22 protein-coding genes are annotated in these 24,058 nt (G+C 33.0%); 2 read left to right on the top strand and 20 right to left on the bottom strand.

The features are described 5' to 3' along the window. Nucleotides 1-75: 75 nt before the first annotated feature. The 20 genes from MK119_RS03310 to MK119_RS03215 form a co-directional block, all read right to left on the bottom strand. Nucleotides 76-1,140, bottom strand: coding sequence for an alpha/beta hydrolase (locus tag MK119_RS03310; RefSeq protein ID WP_290670869.1), 1,065 nt, complete (start codon nucleotides 1,138-1,140; stop codon nucleotides 76-78). Between the two features lie 213 nt (nucleotides 1,141-1,353). Further along, nucleotides 1,354-1,890: a hypothetical protein gene (locus MK119_RS03305; RefSeq protein ID WP_290670867.1), complete on the bottom strand. Its 537-nt coding sequence runs from the start codon at nucleotides 1,888-1,890 to the stop codon at nucleotides 1,354-1,356. 196 nt (nucleotides 1,891-2,086) lie between these two features. Then, a complete protein-coding gene (locus tag MK119_RS03300; RefSeq protein ID WP_290670865.1) occupies nucleotides 2,087-3,946 on the bottom strand; it encodes a Xaa-Pro dipeptidyl-peptidase in 1,860 nt (619 codons plus the stop codon). Nucleotides 3,947-4,284: 338 nt separating this feature from the next. Beyond that, on the bottom strand, nucleotides 4,285-4,848 hold the full coding sequence (locus tag MK119_RS03295) for a hypothetical protein (RefSeq protein WP_290670863.1): 564 nt from the start codon (nucleotides 4,846-4,848) through the stop codon (nucleotides 4,285-4,287). Between the two features lie 24 nt (nucleotides 4,849-4,872). Then, nucleotides 4,873-6,546: a SulP family inorganic anion transporter gene (locus MK119_RS03290; protein ID WP_290670861.1), complete on the bottom strand. Its 1,674-nt coding sequence runs from the start codon at nucleotides 6,544-6,546 to the stop codon at nucleotides 4,873-4,875. A gap of 199 nt (nucleotides 6,547-6,745) precedes the next feature. Further along, entirely contained in the window at nucleotides 6,746-7,078 is a 333-nt protein-coding gene (locus MK119_RS03285; RefSeq protein WP_290670859.1) for a hypothetical protein, read from the bottom strand. 498 nt (nucleotides 7,079-7,576) lie between these two features. Further along, a complete protein-coding gene (locus MK119_RS03280; RefSeq protein ID WP_290670857.1) occupies nucleotides 7,577-8,164 on the bottom strand; it encodes a hypothetical protein in 588 nt (195 codons plus the stop codon). 100 nt (nucleotides 8,165-8,264) lie between these two features. Beyond that, nucleotides 8,265-8,510, bottom strand: coding sequence for a hypothetical protein (locus MK119_RS03275; protein WP_290670855.1), 246 nt, complete (start codon nucleotides 8,508-8,510; stop codon nucleotides 8,265-8,267). After that, nucleotides 8,491-8,637 (bottom strand): hypothetical protein, encoded by a 147-nt coding sequence (locus MK119_RS03270; protein ID WP_290670853.1) that lies wholly within the window; start codon nucleotides 8,635-8,637, stop codon nucleotides 8,491-8,493. The genes MK119_RS03275 and MK119_RS03270 overlap by 20 nt, the downstream gene beginning before the upstream one ends. A 73-nt stretch (nucleotides 8,638-8,710) precedes the next feature. Continuing rightward, nucleotides 8,711-9,982 (bottom strand): APC family permease, encoded by a 1,272-nt coding sequence (locus MK119_RS03265; RefSeq protein ID WP_290670851.1) that lies wholly within the window; start codon nucleotides 9,980-9,982, stop codon nucleotides 8,711-8,713. Nucleotides 9,983-10,045: 63 nt separating this feature from the next. Beyond that, nucleotides 10,046-13,201, bottom strand: a complete 3,156-nt coding sequence (locus MK119_RS03260; RefSeq protein WP_290670849.1) for a glycosyl hydrolase — start codon at nucleotides 13,199-13,201, stop codon at nucleotides 10,046-10,048. Between the two features lie 485 nt (nucleotides 13,202-13,686). Then, nucleotides 13,687-15,447, bottom strand: coding sequence for an alpha/beta hydrolase-fold protein (locus MK119_RS03255; RefSeq protein ID WP_290670847.1), 1,761 nt, complete (start codon nucleotides 15,445-15,447; stop codon nucleotides 13,687-13,689). 75 nt (nucleotides 15,448-15,522) lie between these two features. Continuing rightward, nucleotides 15,523-15,654, bottom strand: coding sequence for a hypothetical protein (locus MK119_RS03250; RefSeq protein ID WP_290670846.1), 132 nt, complete (start codon nucleotides 15,652-15,654; stop codon nucleotides 15,523-15,525). An 83-nt stretch (nucleotides 15,655-15,737) separates the two neighbouring features. Continuing rightward, the gene (locus MK119_RS03245; protein WP_290670845.1) at nucleotides 15,738-15,989 is read right to left on the bottom strand and encodes a hypothetical protein; all 252 of its coding nucleotides are present in this window, start codon (nucleotides 15,987-15,989) and stop codon (nucleotides 15,738-15,740) included. 521 nt (nucleotides 15,990-16,510) lie between these two features. Continuing rightward, a complete protein-coding gene (locus tag MK119_RS03240) occupies nucleotides 16,511-17,395 on the bottom strand; it encodes a T9SS type A sorting domain-containing protein (protein ID WP_290670844.1) in 885 nt (294 codons plus the stop codon). A gap of 588 nt (nucleotides 17,396-17,983) precedes the next feature. Continuing rightward, nucleotides 17,984-18,208 carry a hypothetical protein gene (locus tag MK119_RS03235; protein ID WP_290670843.1) on the bottom strand — a complete coding sequence of 75 codons (225 nt, stop codon included), beginning with the start codon at nucleotides 18,206-18,208 and terminating at the stop codon, nucleotides 17,984-17,986. 365 nt (nucleotides 18,209-18,573) lie between these two features. Then, the gene (locus MK119_RS24190; RefSeq protein ID WP_366512762.1) at nucleotides 18,574-19,137 is read right to left on the bottom strand and encodes a hypothetical protein; all 564 of its coding nucleotides are present in this window, start codon (nucleotides 19,135-19,137) and stop codon (nucleotides 18,574-18,576) included. A 1,279-nt stretch (nucleotides 19,138-20,416) separates the two neighbouring features. After that, nucleotides 20,417-20,695, bottom strand: coding sequence for an alpha/beta hydrolase-fold protein (locus MK119_RS03225; protein ID WP_290670841.1), 279 nt, complete (start codon nucleotides 20,693-20,695; stop codon nucleotides 20,417-20,419). 66 nt (nucleotides 20,696-20,761) lie between these two features. Beyond that, the gene (locus MK119_RS03220) at nucleotides 20,762-21,202 is read right to left on the bottom strand and encodes a hypothetical protein (RefSeq protein WP_290670839.1); all 441 of its coding nucleotides are present in this window, start codon (nucleotides 21,200-21,202) and stop codon (nucleotides 20,762-20,764) included. Between the two features lie 566 nt (nucleotides 21,203-21,768). Beyond that, nucleotides 21,769-22,287 (bottom strand): hypothetical protein, encoded by a 519-nt coding sequence (locus tag MK119_RS03215; protein ID WP_290670837.1) that lies wholly within the window; start codon nucleotides 22,285-22,287, stop codon nucleotides 21,769-21,771. 608 nt (nucleotides 22,288-22,895) lie between these two features. On the opposite strand from MK119_RS03215, the gene MK119_RS03210 reads away from it, so the two are divergent. Together MK119_RS03210 and MK119_RS03205 are read left to right on the top strand one after the other, a co-directional pair. After that, complete coding sequence (locus MK119_RS03210; RefSeq protein ID WP_290670835.1) at nucleotides 22,896-23,087, top strand: hypothetical protein; 192 nt, start codon at nucleotides 22,896-22,898, stop codon at nucleotides 23,085-23,087. A 227-nt stretch (nucleotides 23,088-23,314) separates the two neighbouring features. Beyond that, nucleotides 23,315-24,028, top strand: a complete 714-nt coding sequence (locus MK119_RS03205; RefSeq protein WP_290670833.1) for a hypothetical protein — start codon at nucleotides 23,315-23,317, stop codon at nucleotides 24,026-24,028. The last annotated feature ends 30 nt before the right edge of the window (nucleotides 24,029-24,058 follow it).

Genomic DNA, 24,058 nt, shown 5'->3' with positions numbered 1-24,058 from the left:
TAAATTCCAATTATTTTTATTTCAAAGCTCATTTCTGAGTTATAGTAGTTATCTACATTGTTGGTGGTAGTTTTTTTATTCGACAATCAATTGTTGTCTATCAGTAAGAAAATCAAAAGTTAATTCCGATAAGCCTTTTCCATCCACTATTGCATTCCAAGCTCCATGTCCAGCAGGAGCTCCATTCGGCTTTAGTAACGTAACCAGTTTATTGTAAATACCCAAAGAGTTGTAAACTTCTTGTAGTTCAAGAGCTTCTTCATAAGGTGTAACAAGATCCTCTGCCGTTCCATGCCCCATAAATAATTCAGGATCATTGACGTCATATCTGTCGTATTGATTCAATGCATAGACTGCTTCAAAAACATCTAACTTTATGTTTGAACCCCAAAAATATAACATACTTCTCACTTCATAAGATTCGTTTAAGTTTGTAGTAGAAAGTGTAGGATCATCGTTAATGCTAATTTCGTCTCTAAAGTCTTCTTTATTTGAAATTCCTAAAGCAATTGTCGTAATCGCTCCAGCCGAGGCTCCTCCGACTGTAATATAGTCTGTATTTATATTATATGCTACAGCGTTGGCAACAATCCAGCGAAGTGCAGCTTTTGCATCTCTTTGGGCGAGATACATAGCAGTGGCTTGTTGAACTTGATCCGAATTCTGCGCTCCTTGCAAGGCATTATCAATCCATTCTTGAGGCGCAATTCCTGTATAATAGCTTACTACTTCTTCTGGTGTCATTCCTTGAATTGTACCTAATTCCTCTGTAGTTCTATAATCTACAGAAACAAACACCCATCCTCTTGAAGCATAAAAGTTAGCCATATCTACAATTTCAGGCTTGGTCTTTGTTCCGCCTGTAAATCCACCACCATGAATAAACATAAAAACAGGCCTATTTGTAGTATTATTATCGGGATAGTAAATATCTAATTTGAGAGGTATTGCAAAAGAAGAAGTACTTGTCATGTTATGACTGAGTCCCTCCGCATACGAGATATTTTCTTCTTTTAAAACCGTGAATGAAGATTCAGCTTGAACTACTGGAATTACATTGTCTATTGCAATTGGTTCCTCCTCACTACAAGCAGTAAATAAGAATACTGCAAAAACTGTTAAATAAGCTACTTTACTCATACTACGTATATTAATTAAATTTCTTTCTTAGACACTAACTTCTTGTAAAGGTTTAATCACTGCTAACATGTTTATGTATGGCTTTGTGGTGATTATGAAATTGATTTCGCAAAAAAGAATAAAGAGTGCAGAAATTAGGAAGAATTTCCAAAAGACTCTTCAAGCAATATTAAACAGGTTATTAATCTGCCCTCACTGTTTTAGCCAATCGTTTTATAATTTGTTGAAGTCAAAGAATCTAATTCCGTTAAGAATATAATCTTCTTTATTGTTAATTTTAATTTCACACCATTCATCTTTTTTTCCATCCCAACTCGAAAATCCTGAGCTAAAGTCAAAATAAACATTGCTATTAAACTTTATAATTTCAGGTTCGTTTTTATATGGAACTTCTAATTTAAATTTGGTTTTATTATTATTCAAGATTTCAGTAACCTCTTTAAATGTAAAATCTTTATTTACTTCTAAAAACCAAGTGTCTACTTTGAATTTTTGATTTTCAAATAATATCATTTCATCGTGATTTCCACAATCAGCCTGTAAATGGTCATTTTGTATTCCAAATAGTTTTTTTGTGTCAGACCAAAAAAAGAATTCATACCAACCATATTTAATAATTTGGGTTTCTCCTCCGTCATAATAGTCAAAATCATTTCCAAATTCTTCTATTACGTCATTTTTAAGGTTTCCAATTCCGATTTCCCCAAACTTTCCTGTTTCTGCAAAGTGTTTTAAAGAAATTATTTTCATCTAATGTTTCCTATGGAGTAAATGTGTTGGATGGATTCAGTATATCATATCAATTTTAGTAAATAATAGGACCAAATTATAACCAACTTCCTAGCTTCTGTTATTGTGATAATTCTGAGATCTACTCTAATTGAAATCAAAATGCATAAGCATACAAGTAGCTTCAATGATGTATTGTTTAAATGTGATGCATTATTTAATTCCCTTTTACAGCATTATTAAAAGCTTTAATACCTCCGACAATAGGTAAAACCAAAGTTGTCGATGCTAGATCGATAGTTAATTCGGCTCCAGGATCTGGATGTAAGGTAAACTCTTTATCACTTGAAAAAATCATGAGTCCTATTTGTTGTCCTTTTTTTATGATTTGATCATCAGGCATTAAATCGAAGGTCACTTGATAGAATTTCCCTTTTTCTAAAGGTTCACCTTCTCGTATGGATTTGTGATTCTGTGGATCGGCCCAACCACGAGTTATGATATTATCCGTAATTTTTACTTTACCTTCAGTATTCCAAGGCAACGAAACCAACCAAACCGAAAGATTTGCAGCTTCCTTACTACTAGATAAATTAATAGACACTTTTGCTGTACCAGATATATGAACGTCTTCTGTAAATGATGGAGTTACATATAATAATCTGTGCTTGCTAGTTTCTGCTTGTGCTAATTCGCGACCAGAAATTGAAAAATCATCAATAAGCTTTTCCTTTCCTTTACTTTTTGTTTTCTCAGTTCCTAAACCTCCTTTAGTAGGATTTCCAGCACTTAGATACAAGGTTACATCTGATGCATCAGGATTTGGATATTCTTTATAAGGAGTAGGATTTTGCATTTTATCATCTTCTCTAACAATCCATGCGCGCGCATCATTTTCTACGCCATTTTCTACACCATGTAAATAGCGTGTAAACCATCTGTTCCTCATTTTCATTGGTGGTGGACCGCCATGTCCATATTGATGATAATATATCTGACAATCTAAACCTTTGTCCTTGGCAGCTTTATAAATTCTATAACTATGTTCAGGCATTACATTCCAATCATTAAATCCATGCGACATGAGCAAAGCTGCTTTCATAGGTTCCATTTCATTTAAATAATCGCGTCCAGCCCAGAAATCATTATAATCTCCTGTAATTCTATCCATACCATTCTTTAGTTCCTGATCTCTTACTGTAGCATTATTGTATGCGCGTTTAGATTCGTCTCCACTGTGAACAAAATCATACAATACATCAATATCTTCGCCTAAATATCCTCCTGGAGATCTTACCAATCCATTGGATCTATAATAGTGATAATAAGAAGTATTTGGTGCAATTGGTATAATTGCTTCTAATCCTTCAACACCAGTTGTAGCTGCAGCCAAAGGAATGGTTCCATTATAGGATGTACCTGTCATTCCTACTTTCCCAGTTGACCAAAATGCTTTTACTTCTTCTTTCCCGTCAGGAGATGTATATCCTGGAATTCGACCACATAACCAATCAATGACAGCTTTTGGAGCCAATGACTCGTTATCGCCACCTATTGTAGGTGCACCTTGAGAAAGTCCAGTCCCTGGAGAAGAAGAGTGTACTACAATATAGCCTCTCGGTACCCAAGTTCGTATATGTGAATTTGAAATAATAGGTCTCTTTCCTGTTCGAGTAACTTCTGGATGTATACGTTCTTTTGCAGCTTCTCCTAGTTCATGCCTAACATCCCAAAATGAACCAGGTAAATCTGGTGCAACACCAGCAAAATATGGACTAGAAACATATACAATAGGTAATTTAAGTCCTTCAGTTTCTGTTTGTTTAGGTCTTGTAACTGCGACATGCATTCTATCTAGTTTGCCATCACCATCCGTATCAAACTCAGTTTCAACCCATAGATCATGTCTAATCCATTGTTCTGAATCTTTAAATGCAGGGACAATTTGAGCCTCTCCATCTTTGAAAACAGGAACCGATTTTTTTGTGGTTTGAGAATTAACTGAGAGTAGCGGAGTAGTTAGTAATGCTACGAGAAACGTGAATTTGATCAATTCCTTCGTTATATTTTTTGTCATTTGTATCTAGTGTTTACCAACAGTCTTGACTGAGAAATTATTGTGTTATTTTTTGTTTATAAATATAGGAAACATTTGATTTTTTTAGTGGCCATTTCTATTTAAATATTTCGATAAACTTAATCCACATTCGGGAAGTTAAGCATGATTACTTATTGAAAATCAATATAAACGTAAAAAAAACTCATTTAAATACTCCAATAAACTCAACATAAGTTGCAAAAAACAATTAGGGATAAAAGATTTATTCCGCATCAAGTACTGAATTACAATTCAAAAGCAATTCATCTCTCCATTAAAATAGGAGAGAAGACAACTAGATTTAATACGTTTTAGCTTTATACTTCCGCCTCTTGAGTACTCAGTACTAACTCAGGCTTTGCATCTAAGAGTGAAGCTAGTTTGTTACCATACTCTATAAACGCAAGTGTTTCATCCGTTCTCGCCAATTTAATTTTATCAAAAATAATCAACGCTTCCCCATTACTTTCTAAATGATAAATATGATGGTTTTCAAAAAAGCGAATGATTTCCTCTGTAAAGAAAGAACGAATTTCTTCTTCATTATTCCCCATCAACAGGAATTTTTTAGAAAAATCTGGATACATTTTAAAGTCAATGTCCTTATAGCCTGTGAATGCCATCACTCGATCAAATAACTTTTCTAACACCGCTTCTTTTTCCATTGTAAAGATTGGTATTTTTTTATTCAATTTTAAGACCATAAGCGTAGTATTAAAGGTCTCTGCGGTAAACGCTTGTCCTTCATTGAAAGTTACATCCGCAATTTCCCAAGATATATTTAAATCATTGAATGCTCCTTTCAAACAGTTGTATTTGCGTTCAATAGGTCTAATTTCAAAAAAGTGGAACTTCTTTAAATATGTCGTATTCCAATCCACTTGGTTTGCATATTGATATCCTTTCTAAGTAGCTAAATTTCGTAATCGTTTTTGTCGTTGCGATAATTTAGAAGTATTACTCGTCAAGCAAATTTTTAAGGCTCTGTTATAGGTAGATGAGGAAACATGTGAATCCAATCCAGTGATAAAAACTTCACCACCTGTAGCTCTTTGTGTTTTTAAGTATTCTACTAAGTAGTCCATATATGTAATACCAACCAATCTTGTTTCTGATAAGTCAATATTAACATTGGCTCCAGAAGGAATTTGCGCTACCAATTTATCTACTTTCAAGATGCCTAAGAAATTTGCAACTCCTCTAATCTTTAAATCGTAATTTCCATCCGTTCGCTTTATCAACTTTGTGCGCGACTTGTAGACCATTCTAAAAAATTGAGGTATGGAAAGTCTTGCCAATAGCATGTGGGTTACCATTGCTAATAATAATCCGCCCAATAAACCAATTAGTAAATTTGTGTAGAGTGTTAAAATCATCGTTGCAATAAAGAATACCAATTGCTCTGTTCCTTGGCTATACATTTGTTTAAATACAGATGGCGATGCCAATTTAAACCCTGTATACACTAGTAAAATAGCAAAAGCACACAGCGGAACTTGTACCATTATTGGACTTAATACCACAATAAAAACGAGTAATAAAAGTCCTTGATACATATTGGACCATTTTGTTTTTGCACCATTATGGATATTAACAGTACTTCTAATAATTACAGCAATAATTGGTAAACCTCCAATCATACCTGCAACTACGGTACTTAAACCAATCCCTGTTAAATCCTTATTCAAATCCGTTTTTCGTTTGTAAGGATCAATTTTGTCCACGGCTTTTGCAATAGCTAAAGATTCAATACTTGAAATAATTAAAATAGAAAATACGGTTGTCCAAAATTCAATAGTAGCAATTTTACCAAAGTTTGGAAGCATAATAGAATCTGTAATCGTATCAGGAATATCCAATAATAGTTTAGGTCCTACTTCATAAGCTTTTCCAAGGAATGATAATGTATGTTGATCAAAGAAATTGAACGCATACACAAATGGAATGGAAAGCGCAATTACCCACATAGGAGTAGGTAATAAATGGAAAATTCGGTTACTAATTTTGGAATGAAATAATAATAAAAGTAACCCTGTTAACGCAATAATCAATACAAAAGGATTGGCTTGCGGTAAGAACATAACGGCATCAATAAGATTTTGCACAATGCTTGGATCATCCGAATGTGTACCCATAGCCACATGGATCTGTTTTGCAAATATAATGATACCAATTGCTGCTAAAATACCGTGAATCACTGAAGAATGGAAGATGTCTGCCAATCGTCCCAATTTCAATATTCCCAATACCATTTGAAGCGCACCAGAAATAACAACTGCTGCTAATATATAATTAAAGGCTTGACCCGATCCATCGTCCATCGCTATCATTCCCCAAAGTATCACGCCAATAACTCCTTTAGCAGGTCCGTTGACAGATATATGTCCTCCACGATACAAGGTTGTAACGACACCACCAATAATAGCTGAAAAGATACCTGACATTGCGGGTGCTCCCGCTGCTAAGGCAATACCTAATGAAAGTGGTAAGGCAATGAGTGAGACACTTATTGCGGCAATTAAATCACTTTGCCAATTTTCAACTAATCCCTTAATACCATTTTTAGGTGTAACTTCCATTTATTTAATTATTCGATAAGTTTGTAAAAATTAAAACTGATCGACGAATATAGTAAATATTTAGAACAGTTTGGAATGATTCAGAAAGCGCTTTTAAGGAAATAGAAAAAATGAAACAGTCTTTTTTTGTAAATGATTTTTTGAGGAAAAAAAGTGTTTATTATAAGTTTAATTTTTTGAATGTTACTTAATAGTTAAATCAGAGATACTGAAATTTCCCAGTATAGTTCATTGGATATACAACCTCATCAAGCCAGCGATCGTTTCTTAAATAAACTCTTTTAACAATTAAGGTGTGATCTTTTATTCCTTGTTCACAAAGAATTTTAAAAACTAATTCAAAGACAGGTCTTTCATCAGTATAATAACAAAGCATATCTAATCCACCATGACCAACAGAACTCGCAAAGAAGATTCCTGCGTTATTTTTTAATAATTCAGCATTAATTAAATCTTCGATCATATCTCTGTATTCAGAATCTTTTTGATCTCCTAGAATTTCTTTTGTTGGTTGAACTTGAATCCAAAACATTTTATTTTCATGTGCTAACTACAATGAATATTGAATTTTGTATTTCTCTTTGATGCTGTCTTTTTTTGCAATAGGAAAGTTTTCTTTTTTGACCAAAACTTGTTGAAGTGGTTTTAGATCCTTTCCAGGAATTAGAGAAATATGATTGACTTGCATATTGTCAGATGAAGTTTTAAAAGCCTTGATTAGCTGGAGGTTATTTTGATCTCCTTGATAGAGTGTAAATAGTTCAGGAGGATACACAACGTTTACATCTTTACATCTTTACATTGCGGTGAATTGGTACAGCTAAATAAGGTTATTGAAATGATGATAAATAAGTAGAATGATTTCATTTTTGGTGTTTTATAATTCCTATTGAAACATACCAAAGGAACTTTTGTAAGTTATCTAAATTTAAAATAAAAGCCACACATACACAATGTTTACGATAAGTTGAAATGTCTCCTGTTTGCATCTCTACTGTGTTTGAGGTGAAACAAGAATGCTTATTGGGAATTAATTCATATTCAATCTTATGGACAAAAAACCTGTAGAATCAGTTTCAATTCCGTTTGTATATAGAGGAATCAGGCTTTTATTTTGAATCAAATATTTTCTAGCTCGTTTTCCCCACTTTCTTTCTTTTATATCTTTATCTAAAAAAATCATACTATCATTGAGTTGATACATGCCTCTGTCAATAGTGGTCCATTCATAATCTCTTGTACGCAACATATACTTTCCAGCCCCTAGCAATTGTAATTCATTTCCAGAAGCATCTTTGGCAATAAATACAGCTTCTGTATCAAAAAAGTCTTTAGGAATCCAAAATGAAACAATCGCAATAAAAGTAGCAATAAAAAGTACACTTAAAATAATTTTTGCCTCACTGACTTCGGTTTTATGCTTTATATGCTTCCATTGTTTTGTAAAAGTATAGACAAATACCACAATTCCTGACATTAGAAAGAATGCATATTTGACAAATTCAACTAATCCACCAAACTCACCTTCGGTTCTGAATTCTGATTTTAATACAAAAAAAAGAAGAATCCCCATAGGAATACAGGATAGCAATACTGATTGGTAATTTGTTTTTTTCAATTTTTTGGGAATGTTTTTAGCTAAAAAAGCTATTATTTTTTACAAATACTACACTCATGATGCTCATTGATATACGCGATTGATCCCCTGCAAAGTTGCTCTAAGAAAGAAATATCGATGTCTTCAAAAGTTTTTTAATATAAATACAGGCTTTCCCCATTTTAAGGTTGCCAAAATCTTTAAGGAGCGCATCGCTCTTTTCTGTTTTAGAATAAATATACAGTGAAAACTGTGCTTTTCTAGGCGAAAAACCTAAGATTGGCGCATCGCCTTCATGTCCACTAGCATATTCGTAGTGATAGCGTCCGAATCCAAGTAATGGTTGGTCACCACATTCTAGGTTCATAGCCCGACCATTCCCTAATGAGTTCAATCAATTTAAGACTGTCTAATTTCTTTTGTTCTTTATCAACATACGAGTCGATAAATTCAAAAACGTTTACTTCTGTTTCGGTGGTTTTGTTTTTTGCCATACTTTACTAGTATAAATCTTTTTTAATTAGCGGCAGGGTTAATTGTTTAAAAATTAAGCAATTACGTTTTGTTTTAAGGCTTAGTTTTTTTATAAATCCACTCTAAAACAAAACATATTACTATGATGGATACCGCAATGATTACCCCAGTTTTATTTGTTTTTATTTGCTGACTAATAAGTACAACTAGCGCCAAAATACATGCAATAAACCCAAAAAGTGGGATTATAAAATTCCCATTAATTTCCTTTCTCAATTTAAAACCAACATAATTAACTATCGCAAAAATCAATAAAAAACCTACACTCCCAGCAGTTGAAATGCTTTCTAGTTTTAAAAGATTGGCAATTATAAGCGTTAAAACAGCAGTAATTAATAATCCAATAGGTTGATTCCACAATTTATAAGTTAATTGATGTGGAAGCTCATCGTCCTCTGCTATTTCATAACTTACACGACTTCCGCCATATAATGAAGCATTAATAGCTGAAAAAGTTGATATCAATGCGGCAACAGTAATAATACTAAAGCCTATTTTTCCTAACATTGGTTTTGCAGCTTCGGCTAGTACATAATCTTCTGCTGTAGTAATTTGCTCAAATGGAAGAGAGCCAACAGTGACTGCGGCTATTATAACATAAAGCAAAATCACAAATACAACGGAATAGTAATAAGCTTTTGGAATATTTTTTTTAGGATTTTTAATATCAGGTGCAGCGTTTGCTATGAGTTCAAAACCTTCATAAGCAACAAATATTACCATACCTCCTGTTAAAAGTTTTATGGAAGTTTCCCAATTTGCTGTTGAAAGTTGAGACAGATTTGGATTTCCAATCAATCCATATACTCCAATTAAAATAAATGAAAGCAATATGACAAGCTTTATAATTACTGCATACGATTCAATTTTACCAACAACTTTAATACTGTAATAATTTATTGCTGTGGCTATAATGATAATTAAACTTGAATATATATGAAAGTCAATTGGTGTATCAAAAATGGAAAATAGGTTAGGAGCATACGAGCCAAATGCAGATGCATATAATGATAGCATAATTATGTAGCTAATCCAAAGTAAGTTATTGATTCCTCCACTAAATATAGATTTTCCGAAACCTTGATTCATAAACTTAACTGTTCCGCCACGATCCGGATATTTCATAGATAGTTTTACATAACTGTAGGATGTAATTAAAGCTAAAAGTCCTGCAAAAAGAAAAGCTATTGGTGTACCACCTTGTGCAAGCGAAACAGCTAAGCCTAACACAGCAAAAATTCCACCGCCTACCATTCCCCCAATTCCAATGGACATTGCTTCTTTAAGCCCTATTTTTTTACTCATAACTTAAATATTTATTTTTGTTATAATAAAAACTAATTTTCAACGAATACTTAAAACTTGCATTTAATCAGTTTTCGACTTCTTTTCAATAATCAACGCAGGAATCTCCAATGATTTGTACAAATCGTTATACGCTTTCATCTCAGTATTGATAATCGCATCACGTTCGTTTGTATACACTTGCCAATCGTTTAGTAAATCGTTCAAGCGTTGTTTTGCGCCTTGTGTTACTTTAGGATTCGGTTGGTCTATATAGCGTAACAATACAATCAACTGTGCATTCAGTTTATTATTAAAATTGATCACATCTTGAAAGGTTTTTTGTTCCACTTGGATTAAATTTTCTTCCCAACTATTAATACGCTTCAATAGGGCTTCTCCTTTTTCTAATAAAGGTTTTGCTGCTTCATTGCTTTTTAAAAGCTTGGCATAGGTATTTAGTTGTGTTTTAGCAGAGCGCATCTGATTTACAGATTCATGCATGTTTCTGACAGTATTCTCAATAGTAAAGAGCATTTCTTGTTGTTCAGTAAAATCTCGTGTTGTCGATTTGTTGGCAGGATTTGGAAGAATCGTAGCTTTTGTTTCAACACTTTCATCATCTAGCGTTAAGCGTAAAGTATAATTTCCTGGAGCAACGTTTGATCCCGCATGTCCACCAAAAACAAATACTTTATTAATAGATGGTATAGCTTCTCTAGCAAAGTTCCATGTAAATCTATTATAGCCTTTTTTAGATGGTAAAACTTCAGGTTTAGAAGGTCCGCCTGGCCATGATCTAAATTTCTTTGGTTTCTTATTTGTATACGTTCGTATTACTTTAGAACCTTGTAGAACTTCTAATTTTAAATCTAAAGTATCAGCGTTTTTATCTAAATAATAATCAAAGGTCACACCGCTTTTAGGATTTGTACCTTGTCCAACTGCCTTCGAAACACCTCCAAAAATACGATAGCTAGGCTTAGGTGTAAATAGTTGAATAGACTTAGTTTCAGGAGTCATATTTTGTAATACACCAACATCGTCCAAAATCCAAAATCCACGCCCTGAGGTTGCGATGACCAAATCGTTGTCCTGCATAGTCAAATCGTTAATAGCAACTACGGGTAAATTCAAATTCAAACGTTGCCAAAATACGCCATCATCATTTGATACATACAATCCAGTTTCGGTACCAGCGTATAACAATCCTTTTCGTTTCTTATCAGCTCTTACCACTCTGGCAAATCCATTTGGATCATTCAATCCATTTACAATCTTTGTCCACGTTTTTCCGTAATCGTTTGTTTTAAAAATATACGAACTTAAATCTAAGGATTTATAGCGCATAATCACGACATACGCTGTAGCAGGATCGTGCTCAGAAATATCTATACTATTGATGATGCCATCTTCAATTCCTTTTGGGGTAATATTTTCCCAATTCGCACCGCCATTTCTAGTAATATGTAACAATCCATCATCGCTTCCAGCATACAATACACCTTCTTCATGTTGTGATTCCACCAAAGCAGTCAACGTATTGTAATTTTCGCCTCCAGCAGCTTCGTTGGTATAAGGACCACCGCCAGGACCGTGTTTTTCAGTTTCGTTCTTTGTTAAATCAGGACTGATGATCGTCCAATTAATTCCGCCATCCATTGTTTTAAAGACTACATTTCCTGCGTGATAAATTGTTTTTCTATTGTGCGGAGAACTGATAATAGGAGCATTCCAGTTGTAACGGTACTTTGCATCTTTTGGCGCAATACTGAGTCCTAATTCAGGATATTCTTTGATGTTTTTTTGGGTTCTGGAAGATTTAGTCCAAGAATTGATATTTCCTTGATAGGTTCCACCATATACCGTTTCTGGATTGTCAGGATCAAAGGCAATAAAAGCACTTTCGCCACCAGCAACTGAATACCAATCTTTCCAATCAATACCGCCATCGTTGGTACGACTGGCAATCGCTATGGCAGAATTATCTTGTTGTCCCCCATATACATTGTACGGTACTAAATTATCTGTAATCACACGATAAAACTGTGAAGTAGGTTGGTTTTGTTGTGTAGTCCAACTTTTTCCACCATTAAAAGAAATATTAGCGCCACCATCGTTCGAGTTGATCAAATTGCTATTGTCATGCGGATTGATCCATAAGTGATGATTATCGCCATGTGGCACAGGAATATTGGTAAAACTTTTTCCGCCGTCAATAGACTTCATTACTGGAGCATTTAGCACATACACCACATTTTCGTTCTGTGGATCGGCAAAAATCTCCATATAATACCAAGAGCGTGCAATATTGACACGATTTCCATTGACTTGAACCCACTTTTTTCCTGCATCATCAGAACGATACACACCGCCTTTTTTTCCTTCTGCTTCAATCACTGCAAACACACGTTCTGGATTGGCTCTAGATACTGAGATTCCTGATTTCCCAAAAGCTTTTGGTAAGCCTGCTTTCAATTTTGTCCATGTATCTCCGCCATCTGATGATTTATACAATCCAGAATGTTCGCCACCAGATTCCATATACCAAGGATAACGACGATGTTGCCACATAGAAGCATATAAAATTCGAGGGTTTTTCATATCCATCGATAGGGAAGAAGCGCCTGTGGTATTGTTTACATATAAAATCTTTTCCCAAGTAGTTCCGCCATCTGTCGTTCTGTAAATTCCGCGTGCTTCTGTTGGTGCATATTGTGCGCCTTGCGCTGTAACATAGATAATATTAGGATTTGTAGGATGTATAATAACATCTGAAATATGATGCGTATTCTCTAAACCTAAGTGTTTCCATGTTTTTCCTGCATCCATCGATTTATAAACTCCATCTCCCATAGAAGTCATGACACCACGTGCTGCATGTTCTCCCATACCGACAACAACGATATTGGTATCGCTTTCTGAGACCGCAATGGCACCGACAGATCCTGTTTTAAAAAAGTTATCTGAGATATTTTTCCACGTAATCCCAGCATCGGTAGTTTTATACACACCGCCACCAGTAGAACCCATGTAATAGGTCAGTGGATGCCCTATGACTCCACTACATCTTACACTTCTTCCACCTCTAAACGGACCAATATTTCGCCATTTTAAACCGTGAAATAAAGAATCAGTCAATTGTATAGCTGGTGTTTTCTGTTTCTTTTTTCGTTTTTGAGCATGATGCTGCATAGGAAATAGAAATAGACAAAGGACAAGTAATTTTATGGTTTTCATAGGGTTGGTTTTGATTGGTAATTTGTATAAAGGTAAAAAGAGTTTTGTGATTATTTTGACAAAGGCTTAATATTAACAGATTTCACTAAATGTTACATTGATTTCTATGACAAAAACAAGTCATTGTAAAAATTATGACTTTACACTTATGATTCGTCATCACGAGGAACTTAGTGACGTGGTGATCTGTTTATCATAAAACATATCTGTTGTTTAAAGTTATAGATTGCTTCACTTTGTTCGCAATGACGCATTAAACTCAAGACTTCACATCGAGTGATTTTCGATAGAAAATTGTATGGAGATGTATAAGTAAATTCTAAGCTGTTCATTGCCTTTTGGTAAGTCTTTGCGAGATTTTTTCATTTAGCATACGCATAAATGATAAAAAACGTGGCAATCACATTTTAAGAAAACTCAATATATGCTTTGAATCAAATTACAGCGCTTACGTTCGCAAAGACGAATCAAAAGATAAATTCTAATTAATACCTCCAACTTTTCAAGTCTGCATTTTTTGGCGCTACTTTATGCACTTTCTCCACATACTTTTTAATAAACATACGGTGATAGCGCAAGCGACTGATATGATTTCCATTATCGTGATCTCCGTTCCAACAATGTTCTGCACGATCACCGTAATCTACTTCACCATCGTAATAAGGTTCAGTGGTTTCTGACAGGATTTCTTCTGCAAGATATACGGCATTATTTAAATAATAATTATCCATATCGCCACAATACAAGTGAATTTTATGTTTCCAATTGTTTCCGTGTGTAGCCCAATCTCTTTTTAAAATATAGGCGAGATCGTAATTTTCTTTCCAATAGGCAGCCACTTCCTTGTCGATTTCTCCCGTAAGGCGATTCCAAATTCGCTTCGGATAACCTTCCTTATCTATAGGAGAATAGGTAGCTTCCCAAATATCCCATTGTTGTCCAGAGCGCCCTTTGGTACCTATGACCAATTCACGATAGTTCATGTCTTTTAATGTAGCATCTACATTTCCCAAATAATCGCGATGTCCCGCAACCAGTGTTTTTCTAAAAGTTCCTTTCTCGTAATAGGCGTTTTCGTCTTCGTAAATATTGACCAAACAATAGGCTCTAAAATCAATTGGATCTGGGCAGGCTGCAAAACACATTCCGTATTCCTTAGGATACTTTACCTGTACTGCCAAGGCTTCCCATCCACCAGTACTTCCGCCATATACAAAGCGCGACCAGCCTTCTCCAATGCCTCTAAACTGTTTTTCTATATGAGGAATGAGTTCATAAGTAATAGCATCTCCATACGGACCTTGTGCTTCGCTGTTTACCGCATACGAATCGTCATAATATGGCGTTGGATGTTGTATTTTAATAGCGATGACTCTAGGGAAATCAGGACTTGTCCAAGTTTTATAAAAATCATACGCTTCTTGTTGTACTGTGATATTATATCCTTTTACATCAAAGCGTTCATTATAGTCAGGTTTTAGATTCGGATCGGGCGGCGTGGTTCGAAATCCTCCAAAATCCTTTGGAAAATGTCCATGCATAATGGCAAGTGGGTATTTTACATCAGGATGTGTGTCCCAACCTTCTGGCAACAACACATGCGCGCCTATGTACATATCTCTTCCCCAAAAATCACTCAACAGTTTACTCTTGATTTTTATATGCTTTACATACTTTGTGTCTTCGGGCGCTTTGATAGGCGGTATTTTTTGATCTAGTTGTATGTTTAGTGGAGGAAATTGTCCATCTTTAATCGTAATCTTTTGTGGTGTAGAGTAGAGGTTTCCAGGCGCACGATTCCATTGTTGTCCTTCGCCACGGTCCATTGGCAGCTTTACGACATGTCCATCCGCACGGTTAAAGGTTTCGTATTTATGAAATACAGCTTGTACATAAAATTCTCCCAAAGGTAGGTCTGAAAAGGTTTGCATCGGGTATCCAAAAGCGTTTGCATCAAATTGTTTCGATTCATTGGGTTTCCAGTTGCTAATGTCCATTCCGAAGCCTTGACAGGTTTTGGAATCGTCTCGAAGTTGAAATCGAGGTTCTGTATCTTTATTTTCTGAAATTAACAGAATTAATCTTCCATCTAAGGCTTCTTTATAATGTTCTGCTGGGAACGGAAGTTCTATGTTTACTGTAGCAGCATCTTTTTTGCCCGATTCGGTACAGGAAAAGAAACAAAATACACTAAGAAATACTAGTAAGAAACATTTGGCAGGTAGTTTACAAGAACGTTTGATCATGGTATATGGTTTGGTTATCAGATTTTTGATTTCCTATAAATGTACCACAAAACTAATACATGTGCAAAGTACAATTTATTCCAGTATTTGTTTGAGGCGATGTTCTAGATATTTCACATAGTTGGTCACTAAAAATGATAAAACAGCCATGTTACCTTTATCCAATTCAATTATATAACTCAGCGTTGCTTCCGTTTGTTGTTTCATTACATTCAGAATCTGATGACTATTTAACATCTAAAAGTCAAAAAGCTCTTAGGTTTCTGAATTTTATTAATAATTCACCAGTACTATTCATTTTGATGATATTTTCTGATTCGATACAGTTTCTCAGCTAATTTAATTTCCGTAAATCGTCTAAGATTGTTGATTCCAAAATCAATTAAATCCCCATGAATTTCTTTTTTGACCATTTTCAAGTACATTTTTCTACTTGTTTCTGATTGAGAAGTTTGCTTAAAATATTTAGAGCCACTTTGGTCTAGTTGTTTGAGTTTGGTGTAGATTTGATGCGATTTTTCGGTTTTGTTGAGTTGCGTCATTATTGGAAAATAGAAATTTAAGCATAATGATTTATACATGTATTAAGTTCGCATTTTACTAAATTAGCTTGGATTTAAAATTAGGTGTTAGGGGGCACTTGTAACCGATAGTTGAGGATTTATATCTGTTAATTTTCAGTTTAACACTTATGTTGGTAATTCTGAATGTATTAAAAAATAGTCTGATCATACGTAATTGCGGTTATACATCGCACCTATTGTACAAGTCTAATATATCTAATAATTATGTGTATAATTGTATGTAAATCAGATAAATATATCAAATAAACTATTTGGTAATTTGATCGAATTCCGAAAGAGAATATCTACCTTCTTCTGTTAACTGTTTTGGATTATTATATAAACACTATTTCTATATTACAATAGATATTTTTTTTAGAGTTATATAGTTAGAAGAAAAAAGACACGCTGAATACAATACGAATACCTTATTTTTTGAAATTATGGGCTTGTGCAACAATTATTAGTATTGTGCTTTTATTGTAATAAATGAGTTATTGTTACTTCTTAAAAAACCTTTTTGAAAATTTCCTATTATCTTTAGAAGTCAGACTAATAATATAAAAACCTGGCACAAGATCATCTATTTTAATTTGTGATTCGAAGTTTAAGATGTCAATACTTTTAATTAGTCGTCCAATCGAATCATAGATTTTAATACTAGAAAGGTCTATTTCATTTAAGTTATTAATAAATATGATATCCTCTGCTGGATTAGGGAATATTTTAATTTCATTAATTTGCGTTTGGTCTTTAACTGATAATGTACAACCACCATTACAAGATCCAAGTCTGAAAGATAGATTAACTAAATTAGCATTAAATATGCTACCTCTTATCCAATTTGTGTAACCAGCACCAAACACATCATTAGGGTCTATTATTTGAAATTCCTCTCCCACTACAGGAGAGCCAAATCTAGTCCAATACCATCTACCAGCATTCCCTGAAAAAGCTAAGATGGGCGCAATAGTGATCCAATAAGTACCTTCAGATAAAACCAATGGATTATTAGGATCAATATCTAATATTATATTTGGGTCATTTGGTCCTGAAGTAGGTGTAATAACAACATCATAAATTTCAGTATTTGGTAGGGATGACACAGGATCATGAGACCATATAATAAGTTGTACATCTGAGAGTGGATTGGAATTTTTTGAGCCAAGAGATTCTATTCGGTCAATATCCCATTGCTCTCCAACTGGAACTACAAAATCATCAGCAGCAAAAACTGGACCACCAAGATCTGTAAAAACTTGAGATGTTATACCTGGACTTGTAGAATTCATTCCTTGCTCATAGAAAATGATTGGGGGTTGTGAAAAAACTGAAAAGGAAATACCAAAAAAGATAATAAATACGGTTAATGAAGTATTTTTCATGTTAAAAAGTCTTTAGTTTATTAAGTTTAGTTCGGTGTAATGAAGTATAACGGCAATACGTGTCAAAACTACCTATTTTTTTTAAATTTGACACCTATTCTAAAGACTTTTTGACATATGTATAATTATTATTTTGACATTTTAATGATGCTATTTTTGGGCTCATATAAATAATTAAGCCTTTTAAAATGGTTTAAACATTGTTTTTCGGTACTCTATAAAGCTTTGCCAATATTGATGATTTTTTTCAAATAGTAGGCTAAAGCAATCAATCCAAAATCAGCAGATGCTGATTCTATTGTTCTTTTAGTAATTATATGATCAAATCCCATTGTCTTTTGATGGTTCTTAAGAGATGTTCTACGATAGCTTGTCGCTTTTTGTGTATGTGTCTTCAGTAGCTTTTACACGTTCTGCATTGCCTTCAATAGCATACGCATATTCACTTGGTTGTACGATCTTTCCATTGACTTTAGCTGTTGTACATAAGTTTCTAACAGTGCAAGTTTTGCACGCCTTAATTTTGTATTGTTTGAATTTATAGTTACGTGCCTTGTACCAATTTTGATTACTTGTCAGTTCATGTTCTTATGGGCATATATAACAATCTTTGTGTTTGTCATATTTAAAATATTCTACATTATATATAGGATCAGGGGCTTGACTGGCTTTGCATATATAAGGGATAGCAACTAATGTTTCGACACCTAACGAATGTGCAATATCAAATTCACTTCCTGTATGATATCCTTTGTCATAAAGTCCTGTAAACTGATAATTTCTCAAAATAGATTTAGCTCTTCTGAGCATCATTCCCATAGCTTTCTTATCGTTTTGATTGGTGACTTAATAATCAATAAAGATGTTATGTTTTTGGTCAACAGTAGTTTGTGCAGTACAGCAAACTTCTGTTATCGTTCCTCTTATTATTTGATGTCTACTATCTGGGTCGTTAGTAGATTATTGAAGGTTTTCAGTAGTGACATCAGCTTCTAATTCTTGCTTTATCTTTGCATACTTAAATATCGGAATATGTAACATCAATAAAAAATAATATGCGAGTATTGAGACAGTCTAACGGTCTTGTATATGAAAAGTAGCGGATTTTACGAACTAATCTTTCAGTTATGTAATGACCTCTAATTTTTTAATTTTCTGTTACCATACAGATTAAATCATTATTTTTTGTTAATGGTCTTTGGCATAGTGCTTTTTTCATATTGGTTATGAATTAAAATGATTAACAGACCGAATAGAACTGCAACAACAACTAGAATTGTGCTTACCAATCCTGAAACACCGAAGGATAATCTAATCAGAATTGTAGAAACAACAAATCCTGAATTTCGTATAATCCTGTGAAATTTATCTGTATAAAAGAACGAAACTATTAATAGCACAACATCTACAAGAATTAAGACAGTAAAAAATTCATCAAAAAACAAGTTATTGATTTCATCAAATGAAGGTAGCTTATTCGCTGAAAAAGATATTTCAAGGGACCAATTTATGAGTGTGATTAAGGCCAAAGTGAAAAAGAGCGGGACTAGAATAGTGGCAATTATCTTTTTTCTTTTTATAAAACTTTGAATTTTTGAATCGATAATATCCTTTTTAATTGAAAATCTTTTGCCTTGTTTTTGAAACTGAAAAATCAAATAAAATAGAACCAATGAAGCCACAATGTCATAAGTAAACTGGAGATCACCTTTAATTTCGAACCAATTAGCTTTAAGTTCCAAGGAAGAAAGGTCCTTAAAAAGTTTTCGGATTATTATGAGTGCTATGATTTCATATTGTTTTGTAATATATGTTGTAAAGGATTTTGGTAAATAGTATATCAAAAGGTAAACTTCATAGATAAGTATGAAAGAGAAAGGAGTGTAAATAGCTGATACTGGATTTTTGAACAAATCAGACTCAGGAAATAATTTAAGAATCTCAAATTCAGAAAGATATATCAATGTTAGATGTGTAAAAAAACTAACAAGAGAAATATATAGTATTAATTTTTCAATTTGTCTTTTTGTTTTTTTGGAAAGAAATATGATATGTAGTTTATCGAATATCACTCAGTTTTAATGATTAAGATTTATTTTACAAAACGATAAGAATAAGTTGGGTTTAAACGCAATTTATTCCATAATTAATAAATATTTATATTTTCATTCTTAGTTAAACTAAATTACAACTTAAATTTAAGCAAAAAAAAGTGTTCAAAAAAGAGCCAAAATAGCATTAAAATCCGTTTGAAATAGGAAAAAAGTTCTGCTTTCTATTTTTTGTATGAGGTGTACCTTTTATTAGCATCTACGTCTTTAGATTTTATTGATTTTATGAAATAAATCTACTACATTTTTCAAGTTTTTAACTACATTTCAACATTTGAAATAACTGTCTTTCATAGTGTAACTGATAAAAACTTGGATGAAAATCTTAGTGATTTTAATTTAAAAACCACATAAAATCTTCCTTTTATCCCACTTAATAGGGTATGTCTCCGATTCTCTTTTTGAATTATGTATAACGTATGAATAACAGGAATTCCTGTTATTTCCACTATAACTGGAGTTCCTGTTATTTCTAAATTTTGTAAATATTTGCTTGTTAATATCGATTTTACATGGGTATATAAAGTATTATTTTACTTACCTCATCATGCCAAAGATCGTTTTCCTGTTTTTAGGTATCGGAGAATCAACTGTTTTTATGATATCATACGATGTCGGTTTATACTTAAATTTTGGACAAAAAAACACCTTGAACAAGGTGTTTGTGGCAAGTAATTATGTATTTAACGGCTTGAAAACCATCATTATTATAGTATTTATATACAGTTTGCTCCTAAAATTAAAAAGAAAGACATCCTTAAAACGCTAATACTGCCTTTTTTTAGAAATTATAGGCTTGTGCAACGGTTACCATTGTTGTATCCATTTTTTTATTCTTTTTTTTGTTTAAAAATTTTCTCAAAAGAATTAAATACAGCAATATGTAATGCGTTTCCGTGTGTTTTGTTCACTAAAAATTCATAAAATAAATTCGTTTTTTGCTTTTTATTTTTTTCAGCTTGGCAAACAATTCTCTTGCTATCCTTTCCATTACTTCTCCGTCTTTTCCTCCTGCAATATAAATCGATTTTGTTGAGATATAAGAAGCCATTTCAAAGTCTAGGATTTTTTCGTCATCCCACCATAAACTTGGACTTACAATAATATAATTATCAAAGAGGTGAGGTCGTTTAAATAGAATTTCTGTCGCTAACAGGCCACCTAGTGATTGTCCAATAATCGTTTTCACTTCTGTTGTTCTGTATTAAGAATCTATGAAAGGTTGAAGTTCTCTTTCAATAAAAGTGATGAAGTTTTATGATTTTCCAGATGTCGGGAATTCATTTTGGTCAAGTTTGTTTTGAGAAGGATAGGTAAAATCCCTTTTTCTGTCCAGATTTTCAATCCCCACAATTATTGTTTCAGGAATTATATTAATCCAGGAAAAAGAGCCAAACTGAACAATTCCAGAAACAAGTATAAAATCTTCATCTTTTGAGCCGTATAATAAATATATTACTGGATAAGTTTTCAAACTGTCCTGAGTATAACCAAGAGGTAGATAAATATTCAAATCTCTTGATTCACCCAGTAGTTGCGATTTAATTTTAAATGTCTTACCAATTGTAAATTCGTTTTCGCTCATTTTTTCGACTAATTCTTGACCGAAGGAAATTTTAATGTCATTAGTAAAATTAGACTTGCTATTGTTTGATTCATAATTTTTTGTCCAAATTGGCAACAATGTTTTGTACATGGTTTAAGAGCTAAATTTAGCAAATTGAAACCGAATAGAAAATCCGACAGGATTTTCGCAAGTAGACAAGAACTAGCAATAAGTTATATAAGGTGTTACCCCAACGTTTTTTATTTCACTTTTTATTGTTTCAATCCAGTTTTTGTCAGTAGGTTTAATAATAATTGCTTTAAAATTAAATCATTAACTCTCAATCACAACACCTTTTAAATCGTCAATATGTAAGTCAAAATCAAATGCTGTTGAAAATTTCTAGGAATTAACATTCCGAGATTTTAGAACTTTTTGGTTTTCCGTCTGGTTTACAATTCGGTTAACTTTTATCCCATAATATTTTAAAGTACGTCTTTCTTTTCCTTTTGTCCTAAATGATGTTGTACAGACATGAAATTTATGTCCTTCACATTGTAAATGAGCACTTTGTTTTCTATTGCTAATTTTAACCAATTTTTAAATAAATCAAAAGTAAATTCATCAGATGGTGTTCCCTTTTTTAATCAATTTCACTTTATTTTTAACGATATTTACTCACATGTGACAGCAGTATTGCCCCAGTAATAATTTAGTTACTTAACTTTACAAGCACCTTCAGCACCTGTACAACTTGGGCAAAAATTATACACGCTTACCAACATTTCTCCTTTTTTAGCCTCTTCTTTTAATTTTGTTTGAATAGCCTCTTTTTGTTTTGCAGTAAGCCCAGCGTTTTCAAAGTGTTGATCAAGATAAGATTTAACAACGTTTTGAAATGCAAGTTTACCTGGCTTTCCTTTACCTTTAACCTTCTTAAGATAAGCTACTTGACCACTCATTTCGCTTTCATTGCTAAAGCCTTCATGCTCTTTTAAGGCCTTGCGGACATTTTTACAAATATTACATTTTTGGACAAAAAAACTATCTACAGCGGCAACTTCTAAAGCTAAATCTGTTGTAATTTTATCTCGCTTTAAGCCTTCAGTAATGGCATCTTGTAGGAAAGTATCCATACTTACCGTTTCGTTGGCTTTATAAGTTGGTGTGTTTTGAGAAATAGTACAGGCTGTAAAGCTTATTGTAAACAGTAATAAAAATAATCTAATAGTCATGATTTTATATTTAGAAATTATAAATATAAAACTCAAATAGCTCTTAACAAAATTCAATGAAGTATTGAGATTTATTCAAACTATTTTTTTTGCACGCGATAATCGAGTTTTATATTTTTCAACAAGTTTAAGCTATTTTTACCAAAAAAACCAAGGGAGTTTCAAAATTAATAAATGATGTTCATTATTGTGAAATCAAATTCTTTCTCACAAGAATACCTGTGATTCATACACTTAAACATTCCTAATGGCATTTTGTTTTGAAACATATTTTGCTTTTCAAATTCTATGATTTTCAATTTTAGTTTTTGATATACACCAAAGTGTTTTCTCTCAATTAACTGTTTCATTTAATTCAGTAATTCCTCATCTCATACTAGCTATTCTTTTTTCATTAGTTTATGAAGTTGAAACTTTTTATGGGTAAATGCTTCTTGCACGGTCAAAGATCCTTCTAATTGGTGCTTGAATTTTTGTTTTAACAATGATTTTGGCTGTTATTACACTGAATGGTAGCTAACGTTTTCCCCAAGCTGTGTTTTAATGCAGTTTAGGTGCTGTGCCTGTTGCACAAGTTTAAGATATTAAATAATTACGTATCTTAGGTTATGCAAGGCAAGAAAATCTATCAAGAAAAATTATTTAGCAATTTTCAATTAAGTGATCGTATTCCAAAGCAGAACTTTTATCGTCGTTTATTAGGAGTTTTAGACTTGGATTATTTGTATGAACTTACCAAAAGATACTATGGGCATAGCAGACAAAAGAGTATCGATCCTGTCGTATTTTTCAAATTGTAATTGCAACAAAAACGACTGTAGCTTGTCTTAGATATGGATTTGAGAAACTCGATTTAAAAGAAATAGGAGCTGCGGCGGACATAATTCATGGAGTTTCCAACAAAATTTTACAAAAAGTTGGTATGAAGTTTATAGATACTTTTATGTATGATGGTGACCTTCATAATTGGTATAAAATTGAAATATCGGATTGGCTAAAAAATAACAAGAGTAATTACTAAAGTATCATGATCAACAAGAATGGAAGCAACATACAAAGAATCTTAGCGATACTACTTTTTTTTAGTATATCCCATGTTTTTGGACAACGTGACTTGAAAATTAACATTGATGATTTTAATAATGATAAAGTTATTGATACACTAAAAACGTTTTACGAAGGTGGCAGTGGATTTGGCGGGAGATATGTTCAAATTGTAAATGGGAAAACCAATGAAATGTATGAACTTACGAATGATGGATGTTTTTGTGACATTAAAAGTACAATTCTTATTCCTCCAAAACTTGCTAAAAAAGAGAATGCACGTTTTCTTGAAATCATGATAACTCGTCTGCTTCCGAAGAAGAGAAATAATCCAGATGCTTCCTTAGATTGGATGATTAAAAGCGCTTATGCCAATGTCAGCTTAAAAAATAATCCTTTTTTTAATTTAATTATAGATCCTCAAATCGAGTGGATACAAGGAGAATTTAAAGCACCAGAGAATTATTATATGGAAATAGAAGGTGATTCATTGATGCAATTGTATAGTACTCCGTATGAGGCTCCTGAATGGTTAGATGCTAAAAATGCGAAAGGATTTTTAATATATTATGCAAACAAACATTACAGGAATAGAGAAGGCGATAGTATACGACTTTCAGACAGCAATGCTACATATAAAGTATATAATACCTCACATGGTGTGTATGTACAAAAAGAGAATACTTACAAATGGTAGTTTATCAGTGATGTTTCTACCACGGGCGCG

This window comes from Kordia sp. (assembly GCF_022447245.1).
Taxonomy (GTDB): Bacteria; Bacteroidota; Bacteroidia; order Flavobacteriales; family Flavobacteriaceae; genus Kordia.
Note: the sequence above shows the minus strand (reverse complement) of the source record. Positions and strands in the feature narration are given on the sequence as shown.